The 26,817-nt window shown below is 69.9% G+C and carries 18 protein-coding genes and 1 other RNA gene; 9 read left to right on the forward strand and 10 right to left on the reverse strand.

What is annotated here, in order from left to right; translation table 11 throughout:
• Window positions 1-58: 58 nt before the first annotated feature.
• From ACJ4V0_RS01435 to ACJ4V0_RS01445, 3 genes are all read right to left on the reverse strand, one after another.
• A complete protein-coding gene (locus ACJ4V0_RS01435) occupies window positions 59-1,768 on the reverse strand; it encodes a methyl-accepting chemotaxis protein (protein ID WP_448297761.1) in 1,710 nt (569 codons plus the stop codon).
• A 119-nt stretch (window positions 1,769-1,887) separates the two neighbouring features.
• Window positions 1,888-2,853 carry a bifunctional riboflavin kinase/FAD synthetase gene (locus ACJ4V0_RS01440; RefSeq protein ID WP_448297762.1) on the reverse strand — a complete coding sequence of 322 codons (966 nt, stop codon included), beginning with the start codon at window positions 2,851-2,853 and terminating at the stop codon, window positions 1,888-1,890.
• Window positions 2,854-2,937: 84 nt separating this feature from the next.
• Window positions 2,938-3,390: a MaoC family dehydratase gene (locus ACJ4V0_RS01445; RefSeq protein ID WP_448297763.1), complete on the reverse strand. Its 453-nt coding sequence runs from the start codon at window positions 3,388-3,390 to the stop codon at window positions 2,938-2,940.
• Window positions 3,391-3,620: 230 nt separating this feature from the next.
• Here ACJ4V0_RS01445 and ACJ4V0_RS01450 point away from each other — a divergent pair, with 230 nt between their 5' ends.
• On the forward strand, window positions 3,621-5,180 hold the full coding sequence (locus ACJ4V0_RS01450; RefSeq protein ID WP_448297764.1) for an EAL domain-containing protein: 1,560 nt from the start codon (window positions 3,621-3,623) through the stop codon (window positions 5,178-5,180).
• A gap of 31 nt (window positions 5,181-5,211) precedes the next feature.
• Window positions 5,212-7,005 carry a DNA mismatch repair endonuclease MutL gene (gene mutL / locus ACJ4V0_RS01455; protein ID WP_448297765.1) on the forward strand — a complete coding sequence of 598 codons (1,794 nt, stop codon included), beginning with the start codon at window positions 5,212-5,214 and terminating at the stop codon, window positions 7,003-7,005.
• Here the strand turns inward: mutL and ACJ4V0_RS01460 are convergent.
• Window positions 7,002-7,904, reverse strand: coding sequence for a patatin-like phospholipase family protein (locus ACJ4V0_RS01460; protein ID WP_448297766.1), 903 nt, complete (start codon window positions 7,902-7,904; stop codon window positions 7,002-7,004). The two genes, mutL and ACJ4V0_RS01460, sit on opposite strands and share 4 nt — an antisense overlap.
• Window positions 7,905-8,016: 112 nt before the next feature.
• Between ACJ4V0_RS01460 and ACJ4V0_RS01465 the strand changes: the two genes are divergently transcribed.
• Window positions 8,017-8,976 carry an alpha/beta hydrolase gene (locus ACJ4V0_RS01465; protein WP_448297767.1) on the forward strand — a complete coding sequence of 320 codons (960 nt, stop codon included), beginning with the start codon at window positions 8,017-8,019 and terminating at the stop codon, window positions 8,974-8,976.
• Window positions 8,977-8,983: 7 nt separating this feature from the next.
• On the opposite strand, the gene ACJ4V0_RS01470 is transcribed toward ACJ4V0_RS01465, so the two are convergent.
• A complete protein-coding gene (locus ACJ4V0_RS01470) occupies window positions 8,984-12,529 on the reverse strand; it encodes a hybrid sensor histidine kinase/response regulator (RefSeq protein WP_448297768.1) in 3,546 nt (1,181 codons plus the stop codon).
• A 181-nt stretch (window positions 12,530-12,710) separates the two neighbouring features.
• Between ACJ4V0_RS01470 and mscL the strand changes: the two genes are divergently transcribed.
• Window positions 12,711-13,121, forward strand: coding sequence for a large conductance mechanosensitive channel protein MscL (mscL, locus tag ACJ4V0_RS01475; RefSeq protein WP_448297769.1), 411 nt, complete (start codon window positions 12,711-12,713; stop codon window positions 13,119-13,121).
• A gap of 10 nt (window positions 13,122-13,131) precedes the next feature.
• Here the strand turns inward: mscL and rsmD are convergent, their stop codons facing one another.
• Window positions 13,132-13,686, reverse strand: a complete 555-nt coding sequence (gene rsmD, locus ACJ4V0_RS01480) for a 16S rRNA (guanine(966)-N(2))-methyltransferase RsmD (protein ID WP_448297770.1) — start codon at window positions 13,684-13,686, stop codon at window positions 13,132-13,134.
• A gap of 3 nt (window positions 13,687-13,689) precedes the next feature.
• Window positions 13,690-16,785 (reverse strand): pseudouridine synthase, encoded by a 3,096-nt coding sequence (locus ACJ4V0_RS01485; protein WP_448297771.1) that lies wholly within the window; start codon window positions 16,783-16,785, stop codon window positions 13,690-13,692.
• Window positions 16,786-16,880: 95 nt separating this feature from the next.
• Here ACJ4V0_RS01485 and ACJ4V0_RS01490 point away from each other — a divergent pair, with 95 nt between their 5' ends.
• Entirely contained in the window at window positions 16,881-17,357 is a 477-nt protein-coding gene (locus ACJ4V0_RS01490; protein WP_448297772.1) for a nucleoside deaminase, read from the forward strand.
• Between the two features lie 3 nt (window positions 17,358-17,360).
• Here ACJ4V0_RS01490 and ACJ4V0_RS01495 read toward each other — a convergent pair whose 3' ends face one another.
• From ACJ4V0_RS01495 to ACJ4V0_RS01505, 3 genes are all read right to left on the reverse strand, one after another.
• Window positions 17,361-19,061, reverse strand: coding sequence for an ABC transporter permease (locus ACJ4V0_RS01495; protein WP_448297773.1), 1,701 nt, complete (start codon window positions 19,059-19,061; stop codon window positions 17,361-17,363).
• Window positions 19,062-19,065: 4 nt separating this feature from the next.
• Entirely contained in the window at window positions 19,066-20,100 is a 1,035-nt protein-coding gene (locus ACJ4V0_RS01500; protein WP_448297774.1) for a Fe(3+) ABC transporter substrate-binding protein, read from the reverse strand.
• A gap of 289 nt (window positions 20,101-20,389) precedes the next feature.
• Complete coding sequence (locus ACJ4V0_RS01505) at window positions 20,390-21,205, reverse strand: 3'(2'),5'-bisphosphate nucleotidase CysQ family protein (RefSeq protein WP_448297775.1); 816 nt, start codon at window positions 21,203-21,205, stop codon at window positions 20,390-20,392.
• Window positions 21,206-21,414: 209 nt separating this feature from the next.
• Here ACJ4V0_RS01505 and ACJ4V0_RS01510 point away from each other — a divergent pair, with 209 nt between their 5' ends.
• From ACJ4V0_RS01510 to ACJ4V0_RS01525, 4 genes are all read left to right on the forward strand, one after another.
• Window positions 21,415-22,140, forward strand: a complete 726-nt coding sequence (locus tag ACJ4V0_RS01510) for an extensin-like domain-containing protein (RefSeq protein WP_448297776.1) — start codon at window positions 21,415-21,417, stop codon at window positions 22,138-22,140.
• A gap of 90 nt (window positions 22,141-22,230) precedes the next feature.
• A complete protein-coding gene (locus ACJ4V0_RS01515; protein ID WP_448297966.1) occupies window positions 22,231-25,797 on the forward strand; it encodes an AsmA family protein in 3,567 nt (1,188 codons plus the stop codon).
• 1 nt (window position 25,798) lies between these two features.
• Window positions 25,799-26,153, forward strand: a transfer-messenger RNA (tmRNA) gene (ssrA, locus tag ACJ4V0_RS01520).
• Window positions 26,154-26,241: 88 nt separating this feature from the next.
• Entirely contained in the window at window positions 26,242-26,814 is a 573-nt protein-coding gene (locus ACJ4V0_RS01525) for an SspB family protein (RefSeq protein ID WP_448297777.1), read from the forward strand.
• Window positions 26,815-26,817 lie beyond the last annotated feature (3 nt).

Genomic DNA, 26,817 nt, shown 5'->3' on the forward strand with positions numbered 1-26,817 from the left:
GCCATCCGCTCCGGCCGGTCCAATCGCGGCTCGTCATCGGGCGCATTCGCCCTGTTGATCAGGCCGCGCGCACCTCGGCGACAAAGGCCTTCAGCGCCTCGTCGATCCGGCTTGAGCAGTCGGACAGCCGGCGGCTGGCCTGGCCCACCGCCTGCGCCGACTTGCCGGTGCCTTCTGCGGCCTCGGAGACGTCGCGGATGGAGTGGCGGGCAAGGTCGACATGGCCGTTGGCTTCCGCGATGGCGCGCGAGATCTCGGCCGTGGAGGCCTGCTGCTCATCGACCGCCGCGGCAATGGCCGTGGTGATGTGGTCCATCGAGCCGATCGTCTCGGTGATGGTGCCGATGGCCTGCACCGTCGCGGTCGTCGCCGACTGCATGCGGCTGACCTGGGCGGCGATCTCGTCCGTCGCCTTGGCCGTCTGCCCGGCAAGCTGTTTCACCTCCGCGGCGACGACGGCGAAGCCCTTGCCGGCCTCGCCGGCCCTCGCCGCCTCGATGGTGGCGTTCAGCGCCAGGAGGTTGGTCTGCTCGGCGACCGCCGTGATGAGGCCGATGACCTCGCCGATCTTGCGCGCCGCGTCGTCGAGGTCGGCGACACGCGAGCCGGTGTCGCCGGCCTCGCGGACGGCGCGCCCGGCGACTTCCGAGGATGCCGTCACCTGACGTCCGATCTCGGTGATGGACGCGGCCAGCTGGTGGGCGGCGCTCGCCACGGCGTTCATGTTGGCGGTCGCCTCGTCGGTCGCCCCCGAGGCATTGCCGACCTTGTGCATCACCGCCTGTGCCGTCGTGGTCAGGGTGCCGGCGCTGCTGTCCAGGTGGCGAACGGCGTCATTGGCCTCGCCGATCCGTTCGGCCATGGTCTTCTCGTAGCCGACGATGGCGGCCTCGAGCCGGCGGCCGCGCGCTGCGCGCTGCTCCACCTCGGCCAGCCTTTCGGCTTCCGCCGCCTTCGCCATGCGGGCATTGTCGCGCAACACGACGAGGGCACGCGTCAGGTCGCCGATTTCGTCCTGCCGGTCGTGGGTGGCGATCGCGGTGTCGAGGTCCCCGGCCGCGACCCGTTCCAGCGCGCCGGTGGCCGCGACGAGGGGCCTGACCGCGCGACGCACCACGAAGGCCGCGACGAGACCGAGCAGCACGACGATGAGCGCCAGCGCGGCGATCATCGCGAGGACGGTCTGGCGGGCCTGGGCATGAAGCTGTTCCGTCGGAATGCCGATGAACAGCACGCCGACGACCTTTCCGGTGGCGTCCACGACCGGGTGGTAGGCGGTGTAGAAGGACCGCCCGAACAACATGGCGGGTCCGTAGTAGGGCTGCGCCGCCTTGAGGGGCGTCTGGGCGGGGTGGTCGGGCGCCAGCGCCGTACCCACCGCGCGGTCTCCGTTCTCCTTCTTCACGTTGGTCGTGCGGCGGACGAAGATTCCCTTGTCATCCGTCACGAAGATCGTCGCCACGCCGCCGACAGCCTGCACGGTGCGATCGACGATGGTATGGTCTGAGAAGGTCGGCATGGCGGCCGCCCGCGCTTCCGATAGGCGCTCGCCTGATTGGCCGATGCGGGCATCCGGATGGGTCATGGCGAACAGGACCGCGAGCGTCCGCAGGTTCGTCTGCGCCTCGCGGAGAGCGGTGTCGTTGTTGCGCGTCTGGATCAGCGACCAGCCGGCGACGATCGTGATGATGGCGGTCGCTGCGAGGAGCGCGATGACGAGGGCGACGGACTTGCCGCCGATCTTGAGGCGGGGCAGGCGGGAAAGCATGGGGGAGCTGTCCTCTGTTCTGTTTGCTCCTCCGAACTACAGATCAAGACGGTTAATAATGTGCCAACCGCGCGTTCTGGACTGTCATTTTGGTCGAGAATACTGCGATTTCCGCCGATTCATGGCCTTGTGAGGATGTCGCGGGCGCGTCGACTGTCCGCGTCCATCTGCGCGATGAGGGCTTCGAGCGAGTCGAATCGTTCCTCCGGTCGCAGAAAGGAGGCGAAGGCGATGTCGATGATCCGGTCGTAGAGGTTCTCCGCCAGATCGAAGACATGGACCTCAAGCAGCGGCGCGCCGTTGTCGAAGGTCGGGCGCCTGCCGAAGCTCGCCACCGCGTCGTGCCAGCGCCCGTCGATGCCGGCGCGCACGGCATAGATGCCATGGCGCAGGCCGCAGGCTGGATCGAGGCGCAGGTTCGCCGTGGGATAGCCGAGGTCGCGGCCGCGCTTCTCGCCGTGGATCACAGGCGCGCTCACGAACCAGGCATGGCCGAGAAGGTCATTGGCCACCTCGACGCGGCCCTCCGCCAGCGCCGTCCGGATCGCCGAGGAGGAGATCGGACCGTGCGGGCCGGAGAGGGCCTCGACCTGCGTGACCCCGAAGCCCCGGCTGTGGCCGGCCGCAGCGAGGGTCGCGGCATTGCCACTGCGCTTCGCACCGTAGTTGAAGTCACGGCCGACGACGACATGGGCGGCGCCCAGCCAGTCGACGAGGATGCGGTCGACGAAATCACCGGACGACATCGCGGCGAGGGCGGAATCGAAGGCAAGGAGAGCGACGCCGTCGATGCCCTCGGCGGCGAGCAGCCGCACCTTGGCCTCGGCGTCCCCCAGACGGAACAGCGGCACATCCGGCCGGAAGAAGCTCCGTGGGTGGGGCTCGAAGGTCAGCGCCAGCACCGCTCGCCGCTCGCTTGCCGCGATCGACCGCGCGGTCGCCAGCACATGCTTGTGGCCGCGGTGCACGCCATCGAAATTGCCGATGGCGACCACGCAGCCGCGCAAGGCGCCGGGGATGTCGCCGGAACGGCCGATGACCGGATAAGAGACCGGCGGCCTTGGCGGCGGCAGAATGAGAGGCATGGCAGATCGGGGTCTCGGGAGGGGCCGGTGATGTCGGCGCGGACCCTGCCGACCGCCGCACGGGCCGTCAAGCGGCGGTGCGGCTCAGGCCGCCGCCTCGAGTTCGGCGCGGGAGGGAACGCGCACCCAGGCCTCGCCCTCGAGAACCACGGTAGCGTCGACCGCGCATTCGCAGACGAGCCGGGCCCGCTGGCGTGCGTCGATCAACTCGGCGACCTCCACATGGACCCGCACGACGTCGCCGATGCGCACCGGCGCCTTGAAGTTCAGCGTCTGCGACAGATAGACGGCGCCGGGGCCGGGAAGGCGCGTGCCGATCACCGCCGAGATGAGGCTCGCGGTGTACAGGCCATGGGCGATGCGCTGGCCGAACCGCGTCTTCGACGCGTAGAGGTCGCACAGGTGGATCGGATTCTGGTCGCCGGAAATATCGGCGAAGCCGACGACATCCTGGTCCGTGACCGTCTTCATCACCAGTTCCGACAGGCCGACGGACAGGTCTTCATAGGCCAGGGAACGAAGGGAACGGATCGCCATGTCAGCCTCCTCGGGGGCGGAGACAATCCGGCTCCTCATATTGCAATGCAATAGGACCATTGGCGGAGACGACGCGGCCGGCGCGAGGCCCATCCGGCCCGCCGGGGGCGATCGATCTGTGCGCAAGCGCCCGCCGACCGCCGAATGATGTCGCAAAGCGAGACGAATCAGCGATGCACGTTGCATTGTTCCGCATTCGCAACGTGTCAGTGGATCACATTCGGCTCATCATGCCCCGGTCGGGTTCCTTCTTCGTCGCGCTCTGCATGGTGGCGATCGCCGTTTCGGCATCCGTCCTCGCCTTCACGCTCGGCGCGGTGGAGGCCGGCGCGTCGACGGCCATCGGCTTTGCCTTGTTGCTCGCCATGGTCATCGGCCATTTCGGAGCCCAGCTCACCGCCGACAAGGCGTCGGCCGACCTCCGCTTCGCCGATCTGACGCGCACGGCGGCCGACGTCAGCCGCGATCTCCAGGCGCTCGCCCAGAGGGTCGAACGGTTCGAGACCGTCGCGCTCGACCAGGCGCGTTCGGCAACCGAGCCGATCGCTGCCGAAATCGGCGAACTCGGCGCCCTGGTGAAGCAGTTCGCCGAAACCCTCCAGGTCCATGAGGCCGCGATCGTCCAGGCGACCGTCCGGTCGCAGCCGCCGGAACCCGCTCCCGTCGCCGCGCTGCCGCCTGCCGCACCTCCGCCGCCGGTGGCGCAGAGCCCACAGCGCGAGGCGGCCCCGCCGCCAGCGCCCGTCCAGGTGCTCCAGCGTCAGGCCGCCGCCCTGCGCAGCCGGTCGCAGGCCCGGATGTCGGACGCGGACATCCCTGAGGTCTTTGCCGGCCTGTCGCGCGCCGACGCCATCGCCATCATCGACGAGGCCATCTCGGCCAAGCGCTACGAACTCTTCCTGCAGCCGATAGTCACCCTGCCGCAGCGCAAGGTCCGCTCCTACCAGGCCTCGGTCCGGCTGCGGACGGCGGACGGGCAAAACCTGCTCTCCGAGGATTACTGCGGTCTCGCCGAGGATTCCGGGCTGATGCCGGCGCTCGACGCGGAGGTCATCGGCCGTTGCATCCAGATCGTCCGCAGGCTGACCGCGCGCAACCGCGACGTCAGCCTCGTCTGCGACGTCTCCGGCTCGGCGCTCGCCGACGCGGCCTTCTCCTCCGAACTGGTCGCCTCGCTCGAGGCCTCGCGCGCCGTTGCCGGCTCGCTCGTCCTCGGATTCAGCCAGTCCTCCCTCAGGGACATGACGGCACTCGATATCGAGACGTTGCGGATGCTGTCCGACAAGGGTTTCCGCTTCGCCATGGACGGCGTGCGCGACCTGCGCATCGAGCCGCGCGACCTCGCCGACAAGGGCATCCGCCTGATCAAGGTTCCCGCCCCGCTGATGATCGCCCGCGCGGGCGACACCGGAGCCTCCATCCACGTCGCGGATCTCGCGGGGCTCTTTGCCCGCTATGGAATCGATCTCGTCGTCGAGGGGGTCGAGACGGAATCGGTGGTCGTCGACCTGCTCGACTACGACGTGAAACTGGCGCAGGGCGCGCTGTTCTCGCCGCCGCGTCCGGTCCGCGCCGAGATCATGTCGGCCAGCGATCCGGTCGGCACGCCCGCTGCTCCTGCTGCGGCGGCCGCGCCGCGCGCGCGCGGCGACCAGCGCGCCGAATCCCGCCAGCCCGCGCCGCCCCAGACGCTTGGCGCCGCTGCGCTGGCGGCAGGCGCCGTCGGGCGCGAGGCCCGCAAGCCGGGCGTTTCCCAGGGCTTGCGGGCGCTCATCCGCGACCGGTCCTGACGCGCGCGCGTCGAGGCGATAGGATCGGACCATGGCCGTCCGCCAGCTTCCAGAAGGTGTCGTCAACCGCATCGCCGCCGGCGAGGTGATCGAGCGGCCGGCTGCGGCCGTGAAGGAGCTCGTCGAGAACGCGCTCGACGCCGGTGCGGGGCGCATCGACATCCTCGTGGGCGCGGGCGGCCGCCGGCTGATCCGCGTCGCCGACGACGGCAGCGGCATGACCCGGGACGACCTTGAACTCTGTGTCGAGCGTCATGCGACATCCAAGCTGCACGACGAGGACCTGCTCGACATCCGCACGCTCGGCTTTCGCGGCGAGGCGCTGCCGTCCATCGGGTCCGTCGCGCGGCTCACCATCACCACCCGTCACGCATCCGAACCGCATGGCTGGGCGCTCACCGTCGATGCCGGCGTCAAAGGCGAGTGCCGGCCGGCAGCGCTCGCCTCCGGCACCCGCGTCGAGATCGAGGACCTCTTCGCGGCGACGCCGGCGCGGCTGAAATTCCTGAAGAGCGACCGCGCCGAGGCCGCGGCCGTGGCCGACGTGGTGAAGCGCCTCGCCCTCGCCCATCCGACCGTCGCCTTCTCGCTGACGGAGGAGGGCGGGAGCACGCGCCACTTCGCCGCGCAGGCCTTCGGCGAGTCCGGCCTGCTGGCGCGGATCGGCGAGGTCGCGGGCCGCGATTTCGCGCAGAACGCCATGGCCCTCGACGTGTCGCGGCATGCCGTGCGGCTCTTCGGCTTCGCCGGCCTGCCGACCTTCGGCAAGGCGACTGCTGGCAGCCAGTATCTCTTCGTCAACGGCCGGCCGATTCGCGATCGTCTCGTTCTCGGCGCCGTCCGCGGCGCCTATGCCGACGTGATGCCGCGCGACCGCCAGCCCGCGGTGGCGCTGTTTCTCGAACTCGATCCCCACGAGGTCGACGTCAACGTTCACCCCGCCAAGACCGAGGTGCGCTTCCGCGATTCGGCGTTGGTCAGGGGCCTGATCGTCACGGCGATCCGCGAGGCCATCGCGGCGGCCTCGCCGACAACGGCGACGACGCTTGGGGCCGCCACCGTAGAGGCGTTCCGCCAGGGCGGTGTCCGCTCCGGACCGGGGCGGATCTATGACTGGCGGCAATCCTTCGCCAGACCCACCACGCCGGGCTTCGCCGAGGCCGGTCAGGCGGCGTTCGCCATGGATTTCACGCCCGCAGCGGACGTCCGCATGCCCGCCGAAAGCGGGAATCCCGACGACCTCGATCGCCCCCTGGGTGCGGCGCGGGCGCAGATCCACGGCACCTACATCCTGTCGCAGACCCGCGACGGGGTCGTCATCGTCGACCAGCATGCGGCGCACGAGCGGCTCGTCTATGAGCGGCTGAAGCGACAGATGGCGGAGGCGGGCATCGCCCGCCAGGCGCTGCTCATGCCGGTCGTCGTGGAGCTCGACCCCGACGATGCTGCTCGCCTGCTCGAGCGTGCCGCGGATCTGGACCGCTTCGGTCTCGCCATCGAGGGGTTCGGGCCGGGCGCGGTGGTGGTGCGCGAGACGCCGGCCCTGCTCGGCGAGGCCGATGCCGAGGCGCTCGTGCGCGACATCGCCGACCATCTCGCCGAGTGGGACACGGCGGATCCTCTGGAACAGCGGCTGCTGCATGTCGCCGCCACCATGGCCTGCCATGGCTCGGTGCGCGCCGGTCGCCTGCTGCGCCCCGCCGAGATGAATGCGTTGCTCCGCGAGATGGAGGCCACCCCCGGCTCGGCCCAGTGCAATCACGGCCGCCCGACCTCGGTGTCGTTGTCGCTCGCAGACGTCGAGAGGCTGTTCGGGCGGCGCTAGCCGCCGGTGCGCGGAGCGTCGAGCAGCACGGCCGGGCTCGACCCCAGAACCATGTCGAGACGCCGCTTCACCTCGTCCTTGATCGGTTCGCAGGCGGCGAAGATCTCTCTCACCCGGAAGAAGTCGAGGACGCGGAAATCGTCGACCGGCGGCCGGAGGTGGATCGTCGGCCGGTAGTCGGCGAGGCGCGCGGCGCTCAGCACCTGCATCATCAGGGTCACCGAGCCGAACAGCGCCTCCCAGGCGTCGGGGATAACGTCGTTGATCTCGCGCGACGTCCCGGCGCCGCTGAGCACGTCGACGGCGAGGATCACCGGCGTCTTCACGCGGTCGACCGGCACGGGATTGATGGTGCCGCCGTCGATGAGCACGCGTCCCTCGTGCCGGACCGGCCGCAGCGCGCCGGGGATCGCCATCGAGGCCGCCACGGCCGGCATGAGCGGGCCATCCGAGAATCCGACGTCGACGCGGGCATAATAGTCGGTGGCGACCACGGTGAGCGGGATGACGAGGTCGGCGAAGGTCTTCGGCAGGGTCGGCGGCAGAAAGGCCGCAAGCAGCCGCTCCGGATCGACCAGCACAGGATTGGACAGGCCGTTGCGGAGGAGGTCGGAGAAGCGGCCGACGCGCGCCGCGAACAGGCGGCGCAGCACCTCCGGCTTCATCCGCAGCGCGTCGAGCGCATAGGCGCGCATGTCGCGCCCGCTCATCCCGGCGCAGTAGCAGGCCCCGATGATGGCGCCGATGGAGGTTCCGGCGACTTCCGCCGGCCTGAGGCCGAGTTCGTCGAGCGCCTCGATGACGAGGATGTGAGCGAGACCCTTGGCGCCGCCGCCGCCGAGGACGAGCCCGAGGGAGGGGGAGGCGAGGTCGCGCTTCGGCAGGGGATCGTCGGTCATGAGGCGATCCTAGCCGAGCCCGCGCCGCAGCGGGAGACATGGATGTCGCCGGCGCACTTGCGGCGCGGCGGTGGCCGGGCTTTCATCGCCACCCCATTGCGGCAGATGATCCATGACCGACTTCAGCGCCATTGCCCACGCCTTCGATCCGAATAACGCACCCGCCGACGCTCTGGCGGTCAACGCCGCCATCCTGAAGCGCCTCGAGGACTGGGACAGCTGGGCTCATCCTCCCGCCATCATCCGCCAGATGCGCCGCGAGGGTCGCGGCGCCTTTCCCGCGCCGATCCTGTCGCCGCGCGCGACGACCATGACCATCGAGGGGCCGCATGGCCCCATCGACCTCAGAATCATCGCCCCGGACAATCCGAAGGGCGTCTATTTTCATATCCACGGCGGCGGCTGGGTACTCGGCAGCGTCGACCAGCAGGACCCCTGGCTGGAGCGCTTCGCCGACCGCGCCGGTATGGCCTGCGTCTCGGTCGACTACCGCCTCGCCCCCGAACATCCCTATCCGATGGGGCCGGACGATTGCGAGGCGGCAGCGCTGTGGATCGCGCGCGAGGCCAAGGGCCTTTTCGGTACCGACCGGATGGTAATCGGCGGCGAGAGCGCCGGCGCCCATCTCTCCGTCGTCACGCTTCTGAGGCTGCGCGACCGCCATGGCGTCATGCCGTTCCGGGCCGCCAACCTGCATGCCGGCTGCTACGACCTCGCCCTGACGCCCTCCGTCCGCCGCTGGGGCGCCGAGAAGCTGGTGCTCAACACCCGCGACATCGAGATGTTCGTCCGCCACTTCCTTGTGCATGGCGGCGACATCCGGCACCCCGACATCTCCCCGATCCATGCGGACCTCGCCGGCATGCCGCCGGCCCTCTTCACGGTCGGGTCGCGCGATCCGCTGGTCGACGACACGCTGTCCATGGCGCCCCGCTGGGCTGCGGCCGGCGCGCGGGCCGAGATGGAGGTCTATCCCGCGGGTTGCCACGTCTTCATCGGCTTCCCGGGCTCGAACAGCGACCTCTGCCTCGACCGCATCGGCGCCTTCATGGCCGAGGCCTGCCAGGACTGACCGAGCCTCATTCCGCGGCCTGCTTGCGCACCCGCCACTGGGCGAGAAGGGCGCGCAGCGCCGCCGGCTTCACCGGCTTGTTCAGGAGGTGGACGCTCTTCGCCAGGGCCAGCTCGCGCACCTCCTGGCTGCGGTCGGCGGTGATCAGGATGGCGGGCAGGGCGAGACCGAAGCGCCACCGGAGCTGCGTCACGACATCGAAGCCGTTGCCCTCGTCGAGGTGGTAGTCGACGATCACCACGTCGGGCGCCATCTGGCTCTCGTTGAGCGCCTCGTGCGCCTCGTGCCAGCCCGACGCCACCAGCGTATGGCAGCCCCAGCCGGTCAGCAGCAGCTTCATGCCCTCGATGATCTTCGGCTCGTTGTCGATGGCGAGTACGGTGAGCCCGTCGAGCGGCGCGGCCGCGAAGGGCGCCGGCTGCGGGCCGGGAGCGGCGGCCGGCAGGGCCGGGGCGACCGGCACGACGACGGCGAAGGACGAGCCCCGGCCGACCTTCGACTTCACGGAGAGCCGGTGTTCGAGCACCCGCGCGATGCGCTCGACGATCGAAAGGCCGAGGCCGAGGCCGCGGGCGATCTTGGCGCCCTGTTCGAGGCGCTGGAACTCCTGGAAGATGATCCGCTGCTTGGCCTGCGGAATGCCGGGCCCGGTGTCGTGGACCTCGAGCGACAGCTTCTTGCCCCGGCGACGGCAGCCGACGAGAACGCCGCCCGTGCTGGTGTACTTGATCGCGTTGGAGACGAGGTTCTGCAAGAGCCGCCGCATCAGCCGGCGGTCAGAGTGGATGGCGAGCGTCGTCGGCACGAAGGTGAGTTTCAGTCTCTTCTGCTGCGCCAGCGGCGCGAACTCGACCGCGAGCTGGCGGAAGAGCTCGTCGATGCGGAAGCTCGCGATCTCCGGCTTCATCGCCCCGGCATCGAGCCGCGAGATGTCGAGCAGCGCCCCGAGGATCTCCTCGACCGCCTCGAGGGATGCATCGACATTGTCGACGAGCCGGCGTTCGTCGCCCTCGGCGCGCCGTTCGACCAGGCTGGTGGTGTAGAGGCGGGCGGCGTTGAGCGGCTGCAGAATGTCGTGGCTGGCGGCCGCCAGGAATCGGGTTTTGGAGAGGTTCGCCTCGTCGGCCTCCTGCTTGGCCTGGGCGAGAGCGGCGTTGAGCCGGGTGAGTTCCTCCGTGCGCTCGCGCACGCGCCGCTCCAGCGTCTCGTTGGCTCGCTCCAGTTCCTCGGCGGCGGCGACGCTGGCCGTCACGTCGGTATAGGTGGTGACGATGCCGCCGTCCGGCAGCCGCGCCGCGCGCACCTCGATGAACAGGCCGAGCATGGCGAGGCGCTCGATCTGCGGCTCTTCTGCGCGAAGCAGACGCCCGGCGCGTTCGGAGACGAGCTTGTCGACGTCGCCGGGGCCGAACTCGCCGCGTGCCGCCAGCGCGCGAAGGATCTTGTCGAAACCTGCGCCGATATGCAGCGTTTCCGGAGGCAGGGCGAGAACCTCCGCAAACGGCCTGTTCCACACCATCAGCTTGCCGTCGGGATCAAAGACGCTGACGCCCTGCCGCGCGTGCTCAAGCGCCGTCTGCAGCACCTCGCGGTTGTACTGCATGGCGGCGTTGGCGTCGTCGAGCAGCTTCAGCGCGTCCGTCGTCGAGACGGAGCGCTTCTTCAAGAGCAGCGACAGGACGAGGCGCGAGGAGGCCGTGCCGATGGCGGAGGCCAGCAGGCGCTCGGAATAGCGCAGGAGGTCGATGTCGGCCTCCGCCTGACCCTCCAGCGGCACGCCCCGTTCCACCGCATGGCTCGCGAAGGCGGCATGGGTGCGCTCGGCGCCGAGATAGCGTGCGACGGTCGAACGGACCTCCTCCACCGTCACGGCGCTGCGCCACAGGCGGAAGCTCGGCGCATAGTCCGACTGGGCGGAGGGCACGAAAACCTTCGCCTGCAGGAGTTCGATGGCGGAGGGGCGGCGCCATAGCGATACGCCGACGAATAGCAGGCCGTTGGCGAGCAGCGACCAGAACACGCCGTGGGCGAGCGGCGACAGGTCGACGATGCCGAACAGGTTCTGCGGGCGGAGCGCTTCGATACCGAAGGGGCCGGCGGTGACGATCGACGCAGGCAGGGCGCCGGTCGTCGTCAGCATCGGCACGAGCAGCGTATAGGCCCAGACGACCAGCCCGGCGCCCATGCCGATCACGGCGCCGCCGGCATTGGCGCGCCGCCAGAACAACCCGCCGAAAAACGCCGGGGCGAGTTGCGTGACGGCGGCGAAGGACAGAAGGCCGATGGAGGCGAGCTGCGCCTCTCCGGCGACGCGATAGTAGAGGTAGGCGGCGATCATCACCGCGAAGATGATGGTGCGGCGGATCATCAGGATGGTCGGGCCGAGGTCGCCGCGGTCCTCGGCCGATCCCTCGCCGGCCAGCAGCCGTCCGCGGAAATTGAGCAGGGAGGGAATGACCACGTCGTTGGAGATCATGATCGACAGCGCGACGGAGGCGACGATCACCATGGCGGTAGCTGCGGACAGGCCGCCGATGAAGGCGGCGAGCGTCAGGATTTCGTTGCCGCGCGACATCGGCAGCGCCACCACCGTCATATCGCTGTCCATGGAGCCGGGCGGGAAGACGAGAAGGCCGGCCACGGCGATGGGTATGACGAACAGGTTGATGAGCACGAGATAGAGCGGGAAGAGCCAGGCGGCGCGGCGGATCTCGGCTTCGGAATGGTTCTCAACCACGCCGACGTGGAACATGCGCGGCAGGAGAATGCCGCAGCAGAACGACAGGACGCTCATCGTCAGGAAGGTAGAGAAATCCGGCCAGCGGAGCACGGATTTCACGATGTCGGGCCGCGCCAGCGCCTGGCCGAACAGGTCCGAGAAGCCGTTGAACATGACGTAGGTCGCGTAGAGACCGATGGCGAGAAAGCAGACGAGCTTGACGATGGACTCGGTCGCGACCGCCAGGATCAGGCCGTCCTGGTGCTCGGTGGCATCGGCATGGCGGGTGCCGAACAGCATGGCGAAGATGGCCATGGACATGGCGACGACGAGAGCCAGGTCGCCGAAGAAGGGAAGCTCCTGCGTGACATTGACGATCTCGTCCGGCCTGATCGTCGTCATCAGCGACGAGGACACGGCCTTCAGCTGCAGCGCCACGTAGGGGATCGTTCCGACCGTGACGATGAGGCAGACCATGGCCGCCACGGCCTGGCTCTTGCCATAGCGGGCGCCGATGAAGTCTGCGATCGAGGTGATGTTCTGCGCCTTGGCGATGCGGACGACGCGCCGCACCAGCGGCCAGAACAGCATGAACAGCAGCATCGGGCCGACATAGATGGCGAGGAAGTCGAAACCGCTGCGCGAGGCGAGGCCGACCGACCCGAAGAAGGTCCAGGAGGTGCAATAGACCGCCAGCGACAGGGGATAGATCCAGGTCTGGCTCTGCCGGATCGCCTTTTCCTGCACGCGCCGCCGGTCGCCCCAGTAGGCGACGACGAACAGCGCGCCGAGATAGGCGAGAGCCGTCAGGATGATGACCAAGCCCATGCTCATGGGTGCGTGTTCATGGCGGAGCCGCGGGACCCTTTCATCGGGGAACGACTTCATCACGCGGCGGGCGCGCCTGTCCACCGCCGCATCGCATCTGCTTGGGGGATACCATTGCCTTCCCGATCAGCATCCCGGATCGTGGTGATGCGGTGCCGCTGCCGGCATGACAGACAAGGAGGCCCCCATGCTCAAGGAATTCAGGGAATTCGCCCTCAAGGGCAACGTCGTCGATCTCGCGGTCGGCGTCATTATCGGCGCCGCCTTCGGCCGGATCGTCGAATCCATCGTCGGCGATCTCTTCATGCCGATCCTCGGCGCCATTGGCGGCTTCGATTTCACCAATTATTTCCTGGCGCTCAGCAGTTCGGTCACCGCGACCAATCTCGTCGACGCCCAGAAACAGGGCGCCGTGATCGCCTATGGCCGCTTCATCACCATCGCCATCAACTTCATGATCATCGCGGCGGTGATGTTCATGGTCGTCAAGGGCATGAACAGGATGAAGCGCCAGGCAGCGGCCGAGGCGGTCGCGCCAGCCGCGCCGCCGGCGGACGTCGTGCTGCTGACGGAAATTCGCGATCTGCTCAAGAAATAGCTGCGAGGGATCAGGCGCGACGCAGGAACAGAAGCTGCGTCTCGCCGGCCTCCCGGCGCTCGTCCAGCACGAAGCCGGCGGGGATCGCGACCGTGATGTCCGCCGCCTCCTCAACGACGATCAGAGCGTCATCCGCGAGCCAGCCGCCCTCGCGCGCGCTCTGCAGCGCGCGTTCCGCCAGTCCCTTGCGATAGGGCGGATCACAGAACATCAGCGTGAACGGTTCGAACGGCGCCAGCGCGCCGAGCTTCGTCGCGTCGCGCTTCAGCAAGCCAGTGATGCCTGAAAGGCCCATCGCGTCGATGTTGCCGCGGATCAGTCCGCGCGCCTCGGCGCTCTGATCGACGAAAGCGGCATAGACGGCCCCGCGCGACAGGGCCTCGAACCCCAGCGCGCCTGTTCCGGCGAAAAGGTCGATGACCCGTGCGCCGTCGCACGGGTCGCCGTAGCCGTGGGCGAGCACGTTGAACAGGCTCTCACGCAGCCGGTCCGAGGTCGGACGAATCGCGTCCGACTTCGGTCCGAGCAGGCTGCGCCCGCGAAACTTGCCGCCGACGATACGCAAGGGCTAGCGGTCCCGCTTGCCCCCGCCGGGACGGCCGCCCGGCTTGCCGAAGGGCTTGCCCCCCGGCTTGCCGCCGAAGCTCTTGCCCCCCGACGGACGATCGCCGAACGGACGGTCGCCACGGCCACCGCCGAAGCTCTTGCCACCCGACGGCTTGCCGCCGAACGAGCGTTCGCCGGACGGGCGATCGCCGAACGACTTGCCGCCCGAAGGCTTGCCGCCGAAGGAGCGTTCGCCGGTGGGACGATCGCCGAACGACTTGCCCGCCGTGGGACGATCGCCGAACGAGCGCCCGCCGGACGGCCGGTCGCCGAAGCTCTTGCCGCCAAAGGGCTTGCCGCCGCGCGGGCGGTCGCCATCCGGCCGGTCGCCAAAGCTGCGCTCGCCGCGCGGCTTGAAGTCCCGGCCGCCGCCGCGGTCCTCACGGTCGCCCCAGGGTTTGAAATCCCGGCGCGGCGCGTCCCCGTCGCGATCGCGGAACGGGCGGTCGCCGCGCGGCTTGAAGTCGCTGCGGGGAGCATCGCCATCACGGCTACGGAACGGACGGTCGCCGCGCGGCTTGAAGTCACCACGCGGAGCGTCACCATCCCGATCCCGGAACGGACGGTCGCCGCGCGGCTTGAAGTCACCACGCGGAGCGTCACCATCCCGATCCCGGAACGGACGGTCGCCGCGCGGCTTGAAATCGCTGCGCGGAGCATCGCCATCCCGGTCGCGGAAGGGACGGTCGCCACGCGGCTTGAAGTCGCTGCGCGGAGCATCGCCGTCGCGGCTGCGGAACGGACGGTCGCCGCGCGGCTTGAAGTCGCTGCGCGGAGCATCGCCATCCCGGTCGCGGAACGGGCGGTCGCCGCGCGGCTTGAAGTCGCTGCGGGGAGCATCGCCGTCGCGGCTGCGGAACGGGCGGTCGCCACGCGGCTTGAAGTCGCCACGGGGGGCATCGCCGTCGCGGCTGCGGAACGGGCGGTCGCCGCGATCCTCTGCCTCGCGTGCCTGCCGGTTCTCGAAACGCTCCTGCCTCTCGGCGGCAGGCGCGTCTCCGCCCATCTTCTCGACCCGGACGCGACGTCCGCGGGAATCGGTGACCGGGGCTCCGCGCTTGAAGTCGCGTTCGCCGCTCTCGGCCTCGCGGGTGCCCTTGTAGGCGGGGCGCGCCTTGTTGCGGGGCCCGAAATCGGTGGCTTCGCCATCGCGCCAGACGCGGGGGCGATTGCCGAAGCGGTGCTCCGGGGTCTTGCCCGGGCCCCTGTCGCCCTCGTCGCGGTCACGACCGAAGCGGCTGCCGCGATCCTCATCGCGCGGGAAGCGGCCCGGACGCTCGTCGCGGTCGCCGAAACGCTTCGGGCGCTCGTCACGACCGCCTGACCGAGCGGGACGCTCGCCGCGGTCGTCGGAGCGGGCCGGACGGGCGCCGCGCTCGGGACGTCCCTCGGGACGAGCCTTACGGGCGGAACGATCGTCGCGCTCGCCGATCTTCTCGAAGACCGGCCGGTCGAACTCGACGCCGGCGAGTTCAGAGAGTTCCTCGCCGAGCTGGTCGCGCAGCACGCGCGTCCGGATCTCGTCGACTTCGCCCTCCGGCAGCTCGCCGAGCTGGAACGGGCCGAAGGAGACGCGAATGAGGCGGTTCACGTCGAGGCCGATGGCGCCCAGGACGTTCTTCACCTCGCGGTTCTTGCCTTCGCGCAGCGACAGGGTGAGCCAGCTGTTGGCGCCCTGGACGCGGTCGAGTTCGGCCTCGATCGGCCCGTACTCGATGCCATCCACCTCGATGCCCTGGCGCAGGCGATCGAGCGTGGCCTGATCCACGCTGCCATGAGCGCGCACGCGGTAGCGGCGCAGCCAGCCGGTGGCCGGCAGGGCGAGCACGCGGGCGAGACCCCCGTCGTTTGTCAGCAGCAGAAGGCCCTCGGTGTTGATGTCGAGGCGGCCGACGGTGACGACCCGCGGCAGGTCCTCCGTGAGGCGGTCGAAGATGGTCGGACGGCCTTCCGGGTCGCTGTTGGTGGTCACCAGGCCGGCCGGCTTGTGGTAGAGCCAGAGGCGCGTGCGCTCGCGCTCGGGCAGCCTCTCGCCGTCGACCAGCACCACGTCGCGTTCGGTGACGTTCATGGCGGGCGAGGTCAGGACAGTGCCGTTGACGCTGACGCGCCCCGCCTCGATCCACTCCTCGGCCTCGCGGCGCGAACAGAGGCCAGCACGTGCGAGGACGCGTGCGATACGCTCATCGCCGCGATTGACCGGCTCGAACGAACGGTCGCGCTCGCGCGGCACGGTGTTGCGGTCACGCTGTCCGCGGTCCTCGGCGAAGGTGCGCTTCGGACGCTCGTCGCGCTCGGTGCGGCGCGGCCGCTCCTCGTCGCGCGAGCGACCGGCAGACGGCTTCTTCTTCTCGATGCCGGCCTCGCGGGCGAGGGCCTTCACCACCGGATCCTCGTCGATATCCTTGAGGAAGGCGGGAACGTCGCCGGGCACGTCGATCGGGTCGTAGGTCTCTTCTGCCGCGGCACGTCCCTTGCGGGCAGCCTTTCCGGCCTTGGCCGGCTTTTCGGCGACGGCCTCGGCCACGACAGGAGCCGGCGCGGCTGCGAGTTCGGCCGTCTCGGTCGGGACCGCATCAGCCTTGAGCGCCTTGGCCTTCGTCGTCTTGGTGGCCGTCGCCCTGGTCGTGGACGCCTTGGTCGCTGCCTTGGCCTTCGGCGCCTCGGGAGCGGCCTCGACCGGCCTTGCCGGCGCAACCGCCTCCGCCTTGGAGGCTTTCGGAGCCTTCGTTGGCTTGGCGGCAGCGACCGTCACGGCCTCTGCGGCCTTCGTCGCCTTGGGCTTTGCGGCTTTCCTGGGGGCGGTTGCGGTCTCGGGCTTCGCGACCTTGGTCGTCGCAACCTTGGTCGCTGCGGCCTTGGCGGTCGTCGTCTTCGCGGCCTTCGGCTTGGCGGCTGCGGCCGTCACAGCCGGCAGGGTCTCCGGCGCATTCACTGCGGCCTTGGAGGTCTTCTTCGCGGCGGCCGGCTTGGTCTCGGCGGTCTTCGGCGAAGCTGTTGAATCGGTTTTCCGCGTCCGGCTGGGGGCCGGACGTTCATCGTCGCGCTTGCGGGGCATGGGGTTCTCGTGAGATCGGGTTGTCGCGGCGCCGTCCGGCGTGCGCGGCCGGGTACCCCGGCAGGAATGCGGGCGTTTAGCACGAACGGGACGAAATGGCGAGAGAGGCTGATTCGCGGCTGTCGGCGACCGCCTCCGCGCCGATGCAGATCGCCCTCGAGGAGGCGCGCGCCGCGGCCGGTCGCGGCGAGGTTCCTGTCGGCGCGGTGGTCGCCCGCGACGGCGTCATCCTCTCCCGCGCCGGCAACCGGACGCTCCACGATCGCGATCCCACCGCCCATGCCGAGATTCTCGCCATCCGCGCCGCCTGCGCCCTTCTCGGCTCGGAGCGGCTGCCGGGTTGCGACCTCTACGTCACGCTCGAGCCCTGTCCGATGTGCGCGGCGGCCATCTCCTTCGCCCGCATCCGCCGTCTCTATTTCGGTGCGGCGGACATCAAGGGCGGTGCGGTCGAGAACGGCGTGCGGCTCTATTCGGATCCCACCTGCCATCATCGGCCGGAGGTCTATGGGGGCCTGAGCGAGACGGCCGCCGCCGACCTCCTGCGCGACTTCTTCCGCGACCGGCGCTGAACCTCAGCCGCCTGACCGGGAGCCGAGGCGCGTGTCGTGGGCGATCATCCGCGTCAGGATGATGACCGGCACGATGCCGATGGCGACGATCACCAGCGCGCCGGTCGAGGCCTGGGCGAGGCGCTCGTCGGAGGCCAGATTATAGACTCGGATGGCCAGCGTATCGAAGTTGAAGGGCCGGACGATGATGGTCGCCGGCAGCTCCTTCAGCACGTCGACAAAGACCAGCAGCGCCGCCGTCAGCAGCGACCGCCGCAGCATCGGGGCGTGGATGGTCCGCGCGACATTGCCGACGCTGGCGCCGAGCGTCCGCGCCGCGGCGTCGAGCGAGGACGGAATCTTGTGCAGCCCCGATTCCACCGGACCCGCGGCGACCGCCAGGAAGCGCACGAGATAGGCATAGAGCAGGGCGACGGCGGTTCCCGACATCAGAAGCCCGGTGCCCCAGCCGAAACGCGCCCTCATCCAGCCGTCGAGCGTGTTGTCGAGGGCGCCGAGCGCGGTGAGGATGCCGACGGCGATGACCGTTCCCGGCACCGCGTAGCCGATGCTGGCGATCCGGATCGCCGTGGAGGTCAGCGGCCCCGGCGCGAGGCGGCCCGCATAGGCCACGAGCGTTGCGGCCGTGACGACGATCAGCGCCGCGCCGCCGGCCAGCACGAATGAGTTCCGGGCGAAGGACAGGAAGCGCGCGCTGAAGAGGGGATCGCCATCGACGCCATGCAGGCGGATGAGAGCCGCCACCGGCAGGACGAAGCCGAGCAATACGGGAAGCCCGCAGGCGAGCACCGCGCCCAGGGAGGCGCGCGGCCCGAGCTGCAACGGCGCGATGCTGCGATGCCGCCGTCCGCCGACGCCGAAGCGGCGGCCGCGGCGGGCGATGAACTCCACCGCTACCAGCAGCAGCACGAAACCGAGGAGCCCCGTCGCGAGTTGCCCGGCCGCGACCCTGTCGCCGAGGCCGAACCACGTCCGGTAGATGGTCGTGGTGAAGGTCGTGACGCCGAAATACTGCACGGTGCCGAAGTCGGCGAGTGCCTCCATCAGCGCCAGCGCGACGCCTGCGGCAATCGCCGGCCGCGCCATCGGCAGGCCGACGCGGACACAGGCCGACCAGGGGCTGGCGCCGAGCGTCCGCGCCGCTTCCAGGACGCAGGTGGACTGGTCGAGGAAGGCCGCGCGCGCGAGCAGGTACACATAGGGGTAGAGCACCAGAGTGAGCATGAGGCTCACGCCGGCGAGGTTGTGAATCTCGGGAAACCAGTAGTCGCCGCGCGACCAGCCGAACAGTCCGCGCAGTCCGCTCTGGATCGGCCCGGCAAAGGCCATCGCGTCAGTATAGGCATAGCCGATGATGTAGGCGGGAACAGCGAGCGGCAGCAGCAGCGCCCATTCCAGCACCCGCGATCCCGGAAAGCGGCACATCGTCACCAGCCAGGCGGTGCCGACGCCGATGATCGCCGTTCCCGCGCCGACCATCACCATCATGCCGAGGGTGTTCAGCACGATCTCGGCGAGAACGGTCTCGGCGAGATGCGCGATCGCCCCGCCCGCCGGCTGCAGCACGGAGAGCGCCACCGCGAGGATGGGCACGGCGATGAGCACGGCGAGGGCGAGCGCGGCGGCCAGGAACGCACCGCGCCCGGTCAGCGCCATCGGACGCTGGCGTGCCTCGCGCGGATGGACGAAGACGGCGTCGGTCAAAGGCTCACTTCCAGCCGGCCCGGTCCATGATCTTCAGCGCCTCGGCATTGTTGCGCGCGAAGACACGGGCATTGAGCGGGTCGACCTTGAACGGTCCCCAGGCCGCGACATGGGGCGGCGGCTCGACGCCGGCGACGACCGGATACTCCGAGTTGCCGAAGGCGAAGTAGCGCTGGGCCGAGGGCGTCGACAGATACTCGAGGAAGGCCTTCGCCGCATCGACGTTCTTGGCGTGGCGGGCAATGCCGGCCGCCGAGATGTTCACATGCGTGCCGCGGTCGCCCTGGTTCGGGAAGACAACGCGCAGCTTCTCCACCACGGCCTTGTCCTCCGGCCTGGACGACTTCGACAGGCGACCGAAATAGTAGGTGTTGGCGACCGCGATATCGCCTTCTCCGGAGGCAGCCGCCTTGATCTGGTCGGTGTCGCCGCCGCGCGGCGGGCGGGCCATGTTGGCGACGACTCCGCGCGCCCAGGCTTCCGTCTTCTCCGGGCCGAGGGCCGCCAGCATCGCGCCGGTCAGCGACTGGTTGTAGACATTGGTGGAGGAACGGATCAGCACCTTGCCCTTCCATGTCGGGTCGGCGAGGTCCTCGTAGGAGCGGATGGCGCCGTCGGCAACCTTGTCCTTGGCGACCAGCAGCACACGCGCGCGTGTCGAGAAGCCGAACCAGTTGCCATCGGGATCGCGCAGGTTCGCCGGGATGCGGCTGGCCAGTGCCTCGGAGGCGAAGGGCTGCAGCAGCCCGAGGCCCTGCGCCTTCTCGATGCGGCCGGCATCGACGGTGATCAGCACGTCGGCGGGGGAATTGGCGCCCTCGCTCTGCATGCGCGCCAGCAGCGGATCCTCGCCGGCCTCGACGCGGTTGATGGCAATGCCGGTCTGCCGGGTGAAGTCCGAATAGAGAGCCTCGTCGGTGTCGTAGTGGCGCGAGGAGTAGAGGTTCAGGGTCCGCGTCTGGGCCTTCAGGAGCGCCGGGGAGGCGAGGAGAAGGGCGGCGCCACCAAGGAGGGCGCGGCGGGTGGGCGAGGCAGTCATAGGGGTCTCCACCAGTCGTCCCGGCCTACGGGACATCTCTCAAGTCGATGCGCGGACTTCGCGAAACCAATCGGGCGCATCATAGTCGCGGCAGATTTCGCAACAAGATGGTGGAGAAAGATTGGAACGAGTCCAATGAGTTGATTGGAATCGCTCTAGATGGGGAGATTTGTTGTCTCATCCAATCAGCTTAAGGGCTGCTGGTCCGCGCCTCTGCGCGCCGCGCCGCTCGGCACGATCGTTGACGAGGATCAACAATTTGCGACCGCGACCGCCTGGCCTGCCGGATTCAACGCCGTCCGCTGGCGGCAAACGCGCCGCTGCAGGCAATGAAGTGATCGGTGCGGAACTTGCGGTCGGCGCGCCCATAGACGAGGGGTTCGCCGTCCGGCCGGGTCATGAAGCCGCCGGCTGCGGCCAGCACGGCATGGGCCGCCGCGATGTCCCATTCGGTGATCGAGGCGAAGCGCACGCTGACATCGGCCTCGCCCTGGGCGATCAGCGTGTATTTGAGCGACGAGCCCACCGGGCGCCGTTCTGCAATGCCGCGCTCGACGTAGTAGGCCTCGCTCGCCGCGTCGGGATGGGAGCGGCTGACGAGGGCAACCGGACCGGAGGTGGGCAGGGGACGGGTGGCGATCCGCCGTCGCTCCGAGGCCTGCGCAATCGGCGCGCCGGGCACCAGCGTCATCGCCTCGGCGCGGTCCCCGGCGCCGATCCACAGCCGCGACAGGGCCGGCGCGCCGACGACGCCGGCGACTGGACGACCATGGGCGATCAGGCCGATATTGACGGTGAACTCCCCGTTCTGGCTGACGAACTCGCGGGTGCCGTCCAGCGGATCGACGGCGATCAGCAGCTCCGTGGAGGCAGGCCAATGGCCGGCCGCGGCGGCCTCCTCCGCGAGAACGGGAACGCCCGGCAGCAGCCGCGCGAGTCCCGCCAAGATGACCTCTTCGGCCGCATGGTCGGCGGCGGTTACCGGGGAACCGTCGGTCTTGAAAGTCGCGGCGCCGCCATAATGCGCCATGATGCGCGCCCCGGCCGCGCTGGCCAGGGTGCCGAGGGCGTCGAGCAGCAGGGGGTCGTCGAAGCGGACTGTCATGCGGCCTACCTAGGCCATCTTCCGGCGGGGGGGAAGCGTCCGTATCGGGGACAGGCCGTCAACCAATTCTTCACTGCCTTTCTTGGCAGGCTGTTCACCCGGCTCGGCCATGATGAATGCCGCGTTAGGGACATTCCCCGAATTTTCGGATATTGCCGATGAGTGTTGCGTTCGGCACACACCGCCCGGGTCGACGGGCTTTCAGATGGTTGGCCTTCGTCGTGGCCGGGCTGACGCTCGCCGCCTGCGGACGCTACGCCTACGAGCGGCGCGAGCAGTGGCGCATCGACCTCGAGAGCCGCTGCATGTCCTCGGGCGCCGTGCAGATGTCGCGCTACGTGCAGCGCGCCAGCACGATCAACGGTCCGGGCACCTGCGGCATGGATTATCCGCTGCGCGTGGCCGCGCAGGCGCGCGGGCAGGTCGCCTACAGCCGCCCGCAGACGCTCGCCTGCCAGATGGTGCCGACGGTCGACCGCTGGATCGACAACGTGGTGCAGCAGGCGGCGCAGCGCTGGTTCGGCGCCAGCGTCGTCGAGGTGCGGGCCGGATCCTATTCCTGCCGCAGCATCCGGGGCGCCCGGTCGGGCCGCATGTCCGAGCACTCCTACGGCAATGCCCTCGACGTCTTCGCTTTCGTGCTCTCGAACGGCCATACCGTCGTGATCCGCCAGCACTGGCGCGGCGAGACCGCCGAATCCGGGTTCCTGCGCGAGATCCTCGTGCGCGCCTGCGACCATTTCACCACGGTGCTGGGTCCGGGCGCCGACGCCTTCCACTACGATCACTTCCATCTCGACCTCGCCCGCCACGATCCGCGCTGGACGCGGCGCGTCTGCCGTCCGCGGCCGGAGACGGTGCAGATGTTGCAGCCGGCGGCTCCGTCGGGCGGGTTCGGGTGGGGCTTCGGCCAGCAGGGAACGGCGATCCGCTGAGCCCGCGTCGTCGCGGCAGGCTTCCGGAGGATCGTCCCATCCCCTACATTCGCGGGGCGGCCGTCGCCGCGGAGCGCGCCTTTGCAGAATATGCTGCTCGCCATCGCCATTGCCCTCATCGCCGCCCTCGTCGCAGCGCTCGTCGGGCCGTGGCTGGTCGACTGGAACGCCCAAAAGCCGCGCATCGAGGCCGAGGCCTCCCGGCTGTTCGGCACGCCGGTGCGCATCGGCGGCGACCTGACGATCCGGCTTCTGCCGACGATCCGCATCGATGCGCGCGACGTGACCGTGGGGACCGAGCGCGGCGGCGCGCGCATCGGCCGCATCCGCGGCGAACTCAGGGTCGCCCCGCTGCTGCGCGGCGAAGCCTCGCTGAACACGCTGCATGTGCGCGACGCCGACATCACCCTGTCGCTGGCGACGCTTCCCGGCCGGATCGTGCTGGTGGACGACCTCACCGTCGAGAATGCCCGGCTGTCGGTGGTCGACGCCACCGGCCCGACCACGCTGGTGGCCGAGCGCATGATGCTGAGCGGCGAATCGCGAGGTATACAAGGGCCGGTCCGCCTCGAAGGCTCGGCCAAGGTCGGTGAATCCTCTCTTCCCCTCCACCTCCTGATGAGCCTGACCGAGAGCGGCGCGCTTGCCCTGAGGCTGCGGGTCGCCGAGCGCCCCGACGGGCCCGGGATCGAGGCGGAGGGAACCATCGGCGCCTCCGGTCGGCCGCGCTTCGATGGCGACATCGTGATGACCGGGCGCTCGGGGCGCCTGCCATGGCGCGTCGCAGGTCCCGCCGCGCTGACCGCCCAGGCGCTGGTCGTGCAGCGCGCCGAGGCGCAGGCGGGCGCCGGCGACAGGCTGGTGCGCGCGACGGGTTCGTTCCGCTACATGTTCGGACAGGCCGGCGGCCTCGAGGCCATCCTCAATGCCCGCCAGATCGACCTCGACCGGCTGGTCGAGGGGCCGACCCGGCTGCCGCGGGACGTGCTGAACACGCTGCTCGCCGACGTTCCCCATCTCGCTTCGGGCGGCTTTCCGATTGCACTCGGCTTCGAGATCGGCGGCATGGTGGTGGGGGGCGCCCAACTCACCGATCTGAGGGGCGACGTGCAGTCCGGCGCGGGCCGCTGGGTGGTGCAGCGCCTATCGGCGCGGCTTCCCGGCGATTCGGCGGTCGAGGCGGCCGGCGAACTCGCCCTCGCCGGCGAACAGGCCTTCACCGGAACGCTGTCCCTGAATGCGGCACGTCCCGCCGTTCTCATGGCCTGGCTCGACGGCCAGCAGGCGCCGGCCGGAACGCTGGACGATCCGATCCAACTGACGACGCGGATGACGGTCGATGCCGGCCGCCTGCTGCTCGACGACATCCGGGCTCGGACGGCGGCCGGGCAGGCCACCGGGCGCCTCGCCCTCGACGTTCCGGCCCTCGGGCGTCACGCCCTGCAGGCGCAGCTCGACGCCGACTCCCTCGACCTCGATCTTCTGACGCGGATCGCCCGCGGCGCCGGCGCGCGCCTCGATCCGGCAACCGACACCCGCATCCAGCTGCGCGCACGGCAGGCCAGCCTCGCCGGGCTCGTCGCCCGGGACGTCGATCTCGCCATCGCCACCGACGGGCGCACCTTCGACGCCGAGCGGCTGCGTGTCGGCGACCTTGCCGGCTTCGGGCTGGACCTGACGGGCCGCCTCGACGGTCTCGGCGGTCCGCTGATCGGCCGGCTCTCGGGACGCCTGCGGGCGGCGAATGTCGACGGACTGGTCGCCCTCCTCAACCGGAGCGAAAGCACCCGCACGCTGGCCGGCTGGCTGCGCGACCGCTCGGCGGCGCTCGCCGGTGCCGATCTCGGGCTCACCTTCGCCGCCAGCGGGCGCTCGGCGCTCGGCCTGCGGATCGAGGGGCGCGTCGGCGAGGCGGACCTGCAGATCGATGCCGCGGGCGCCGGCGATCCATTCCATCCTTCCGGCCTGACCGGACGGGTGACCGTCTCGGTCGACGCGGCGCGTGCCGACCAGATCTTCGCGTTGGTCGCCGGTACCGAGGCACCAGCCCCGACCCCGGTCGCGAGGACACGCCTGACGGTGCTGCTGGAGAGGCCCGATCTGGCGTCCTGGCGGCTCAGCGGCTCCGCGCAATCGACGGTCAGCACCCTGACCTTCGATGGCCAGAGGGGGCAGGACCAGACGCAGTTCTCCGCGTCGCTGCGGTCGTCCGACATCGCGGCGCTGATGCCGCTCCTCGGCGTGCCGGCCGAACTCGCCGGACCGCTGCCCGCGACCTTCGACCTCAGGGCATCCGCCAGGGGCGCCGACTGGAAGACCGAGCGCGCCGAGGGCCGTCTCGGCGCGACCGCGGTCACCGCCGTTCTGAACGGCCGGGGGGCGGCGGCCCGTGGCGAGGTGACGCTCGGCGCGCTTTCGGGCGAGGCGGCCATGGCCTTCCTGTCCGGGCCGGCCTGGCTGGTCGAGACCGGGGCGGGGGAATTCGCCTCGGCCGCTCTCGGCGGCAAGGTCTTCGACCGTATCGACATGGACATCGGCTTCGGCATCGCGCGTGTCGGGCTCGGCGGCTATCCGGCACTGGAGGATCTGTCGGGACGGCTGGTCCGTCAGGGACAGGGCGTTGCACTAAGGAACCTCAGGGCGCGGATGGGCGCCTCGACGCTGAGCGGCGAGGCGCGTCTCGACCGGTCGCCCTTGCGCACGCTCCTGTCCGCGGGACTGCACTTGGACAAGGTGCCGGCCGCGCTCGCATGGCCCGGAGCGAGCGGAGACATCGCGGTTTCTGCCGATCTCGCGGCCGAGGGCGCGTCCCCTGCCGCGCTGATGGCGAGCCTCAACGGCACGGGCAGGGTCACCTGGTCGGATGGAGCGGTCACCGGCGCCGATCCCGCCGCGCTGGCGCGCGTCACGCGGCAGGCCGAACTGGCTCAGGACACCGGCCGGCCGATGACCGACATGGCCTTCGGCGCGGCCCTGGCCCAGGCGCTGGACCGCGAGATTCCGCGACCGCCAGCGAAAGCGTCCCTCACATGGTCCGGGCTGATCCTGCGGGCGGGAACGGCGGCATTCGCCGTGCCGGGTGGGCGCCTGGCCTGGTCGGGAACCGCCGATCTCGGCGAAGGCACGATCGGCACCGCCATCCGGATCGCGCCCGACCCGATCCCCGAGGCGGAAACCATGCCGGTCATCGCCATGCGTTTCGACGGTCCGATGGGGGCGGCGAAGCGGACGATCGACACGGACGACGTGTCAGGCTGGCTCGGTCTCAGGCTCGTCGATCGCGCGACGCTGCGCATCCGGATGACCGAGAGCGACCGTCTGGAGCGGGTGCGCCAGCGCGCCTTCTCGCGCTACACGATGACACCGCCGCGCCAGGTCGACATTCCGCCGCCGCCCATGCCGGGACCACTGTCGATGGACCTGTTCCTGCCGCCTGAGGCGCCCGTTCCGGAGACGCCGCGCGAGGCCACTCCCGTGCCGGCGCCGCGACCCGTGGCCCGGCCTGCGGCGCCGCCCGCGCCCGATCTTCCCTCCGTCGTCCGCCGGGCTCTCGACGGCGCCCGGCCCGCCGCGCCGCCTGCCGGCGCGCCCCTGTCCATCCTCCCGCCGCTGCCGCCGCCGGTCGAAGTGGGGCCGGCTCCGGGCATGCGTCGCTGAGGGCCTTTCGCCGGAGCGAAGGCTCCCCTATATTCGTCGTGCCGGGGCAACCCGGATATGGCGATAAACGGCCATCGCAATAAACCTTTCGGACCCGGGGGCAGTACCCGGCGCCTCCACCACAAGGGCCCTGACGGGGCTTTTCTGATGGGGGCGAAATAGGATCGACGAGGGTGTAAAGGGTGGACTTTTGCTCGGCATGGTTCCGCCGTTATCGGGCCGTCTCAATAGTTGCCAACGACAACTATGCTCCGGTGGCCGTTGCCGCGTAATGCGGTAATAGTACCGAAATCAAGTCCTTGCGGGTAGCACTGTAAGGCGGGGTTCGGAGGCACCTGGCAACAGAAGCCTCCACTTCCCCTGTTCATCGCGCGACGGGCGGGAGGTGTTTCACCGGGCCGCGCGACAGAGGGTGTCCGGTCGCATTGCGCGATCGTCCAGCACATGCCGACAGACCATATCCGATACGATCTCCTGGCCCAGGAAGCCCTGCGCGGCGTCGTCCGCCGCGTCCTCGTCGATGCCGCCCGTGACGGGCTGCCCGGCGAGCATCATTTCTACATCACCTTCGATACGCGGGCTCCCGGCGTCAGGCTGTCCAGCCGCATGCGCGAGAAGTACCCGCTGGAGATGACGGTCGTCCTCCAGCACCAGTACTGGGACCTCGTCGTCACCGACTATTCCTTCGAGGTGGGCCTGTCCTTCGGCGGCATCCCCGAGCGGCTGTTCGTTCCGTTCGAGGCCATCAAGGGCTTCTTCGATCCCTCCGTCCAGTTCGGGCTGCAGTTCGAGGTCGCGGGGGCCGAAGGCGAGAAGGTCGATCTCGGCGTCAGGGAGGTCTCTCCCCCCGGTGCCGGCAGCACGGCCGAGACGCCGCCGGCCGCGTCGATTGCACCGGCGAGGATCGACGGCGCCGCGGCTCCCGCACCCGGCGGCGCAGAGGCGACCGCTGAGGGGGCCGATAGGCGCTCCTCGGGGGCCGAGGTCGTGAGCCTCGACAAGTTCCGCAAGAAATAGGCT

The sequence above is a fragment of the Phreatobacter aquiterrae genome, from assembly GCF_053471285.1.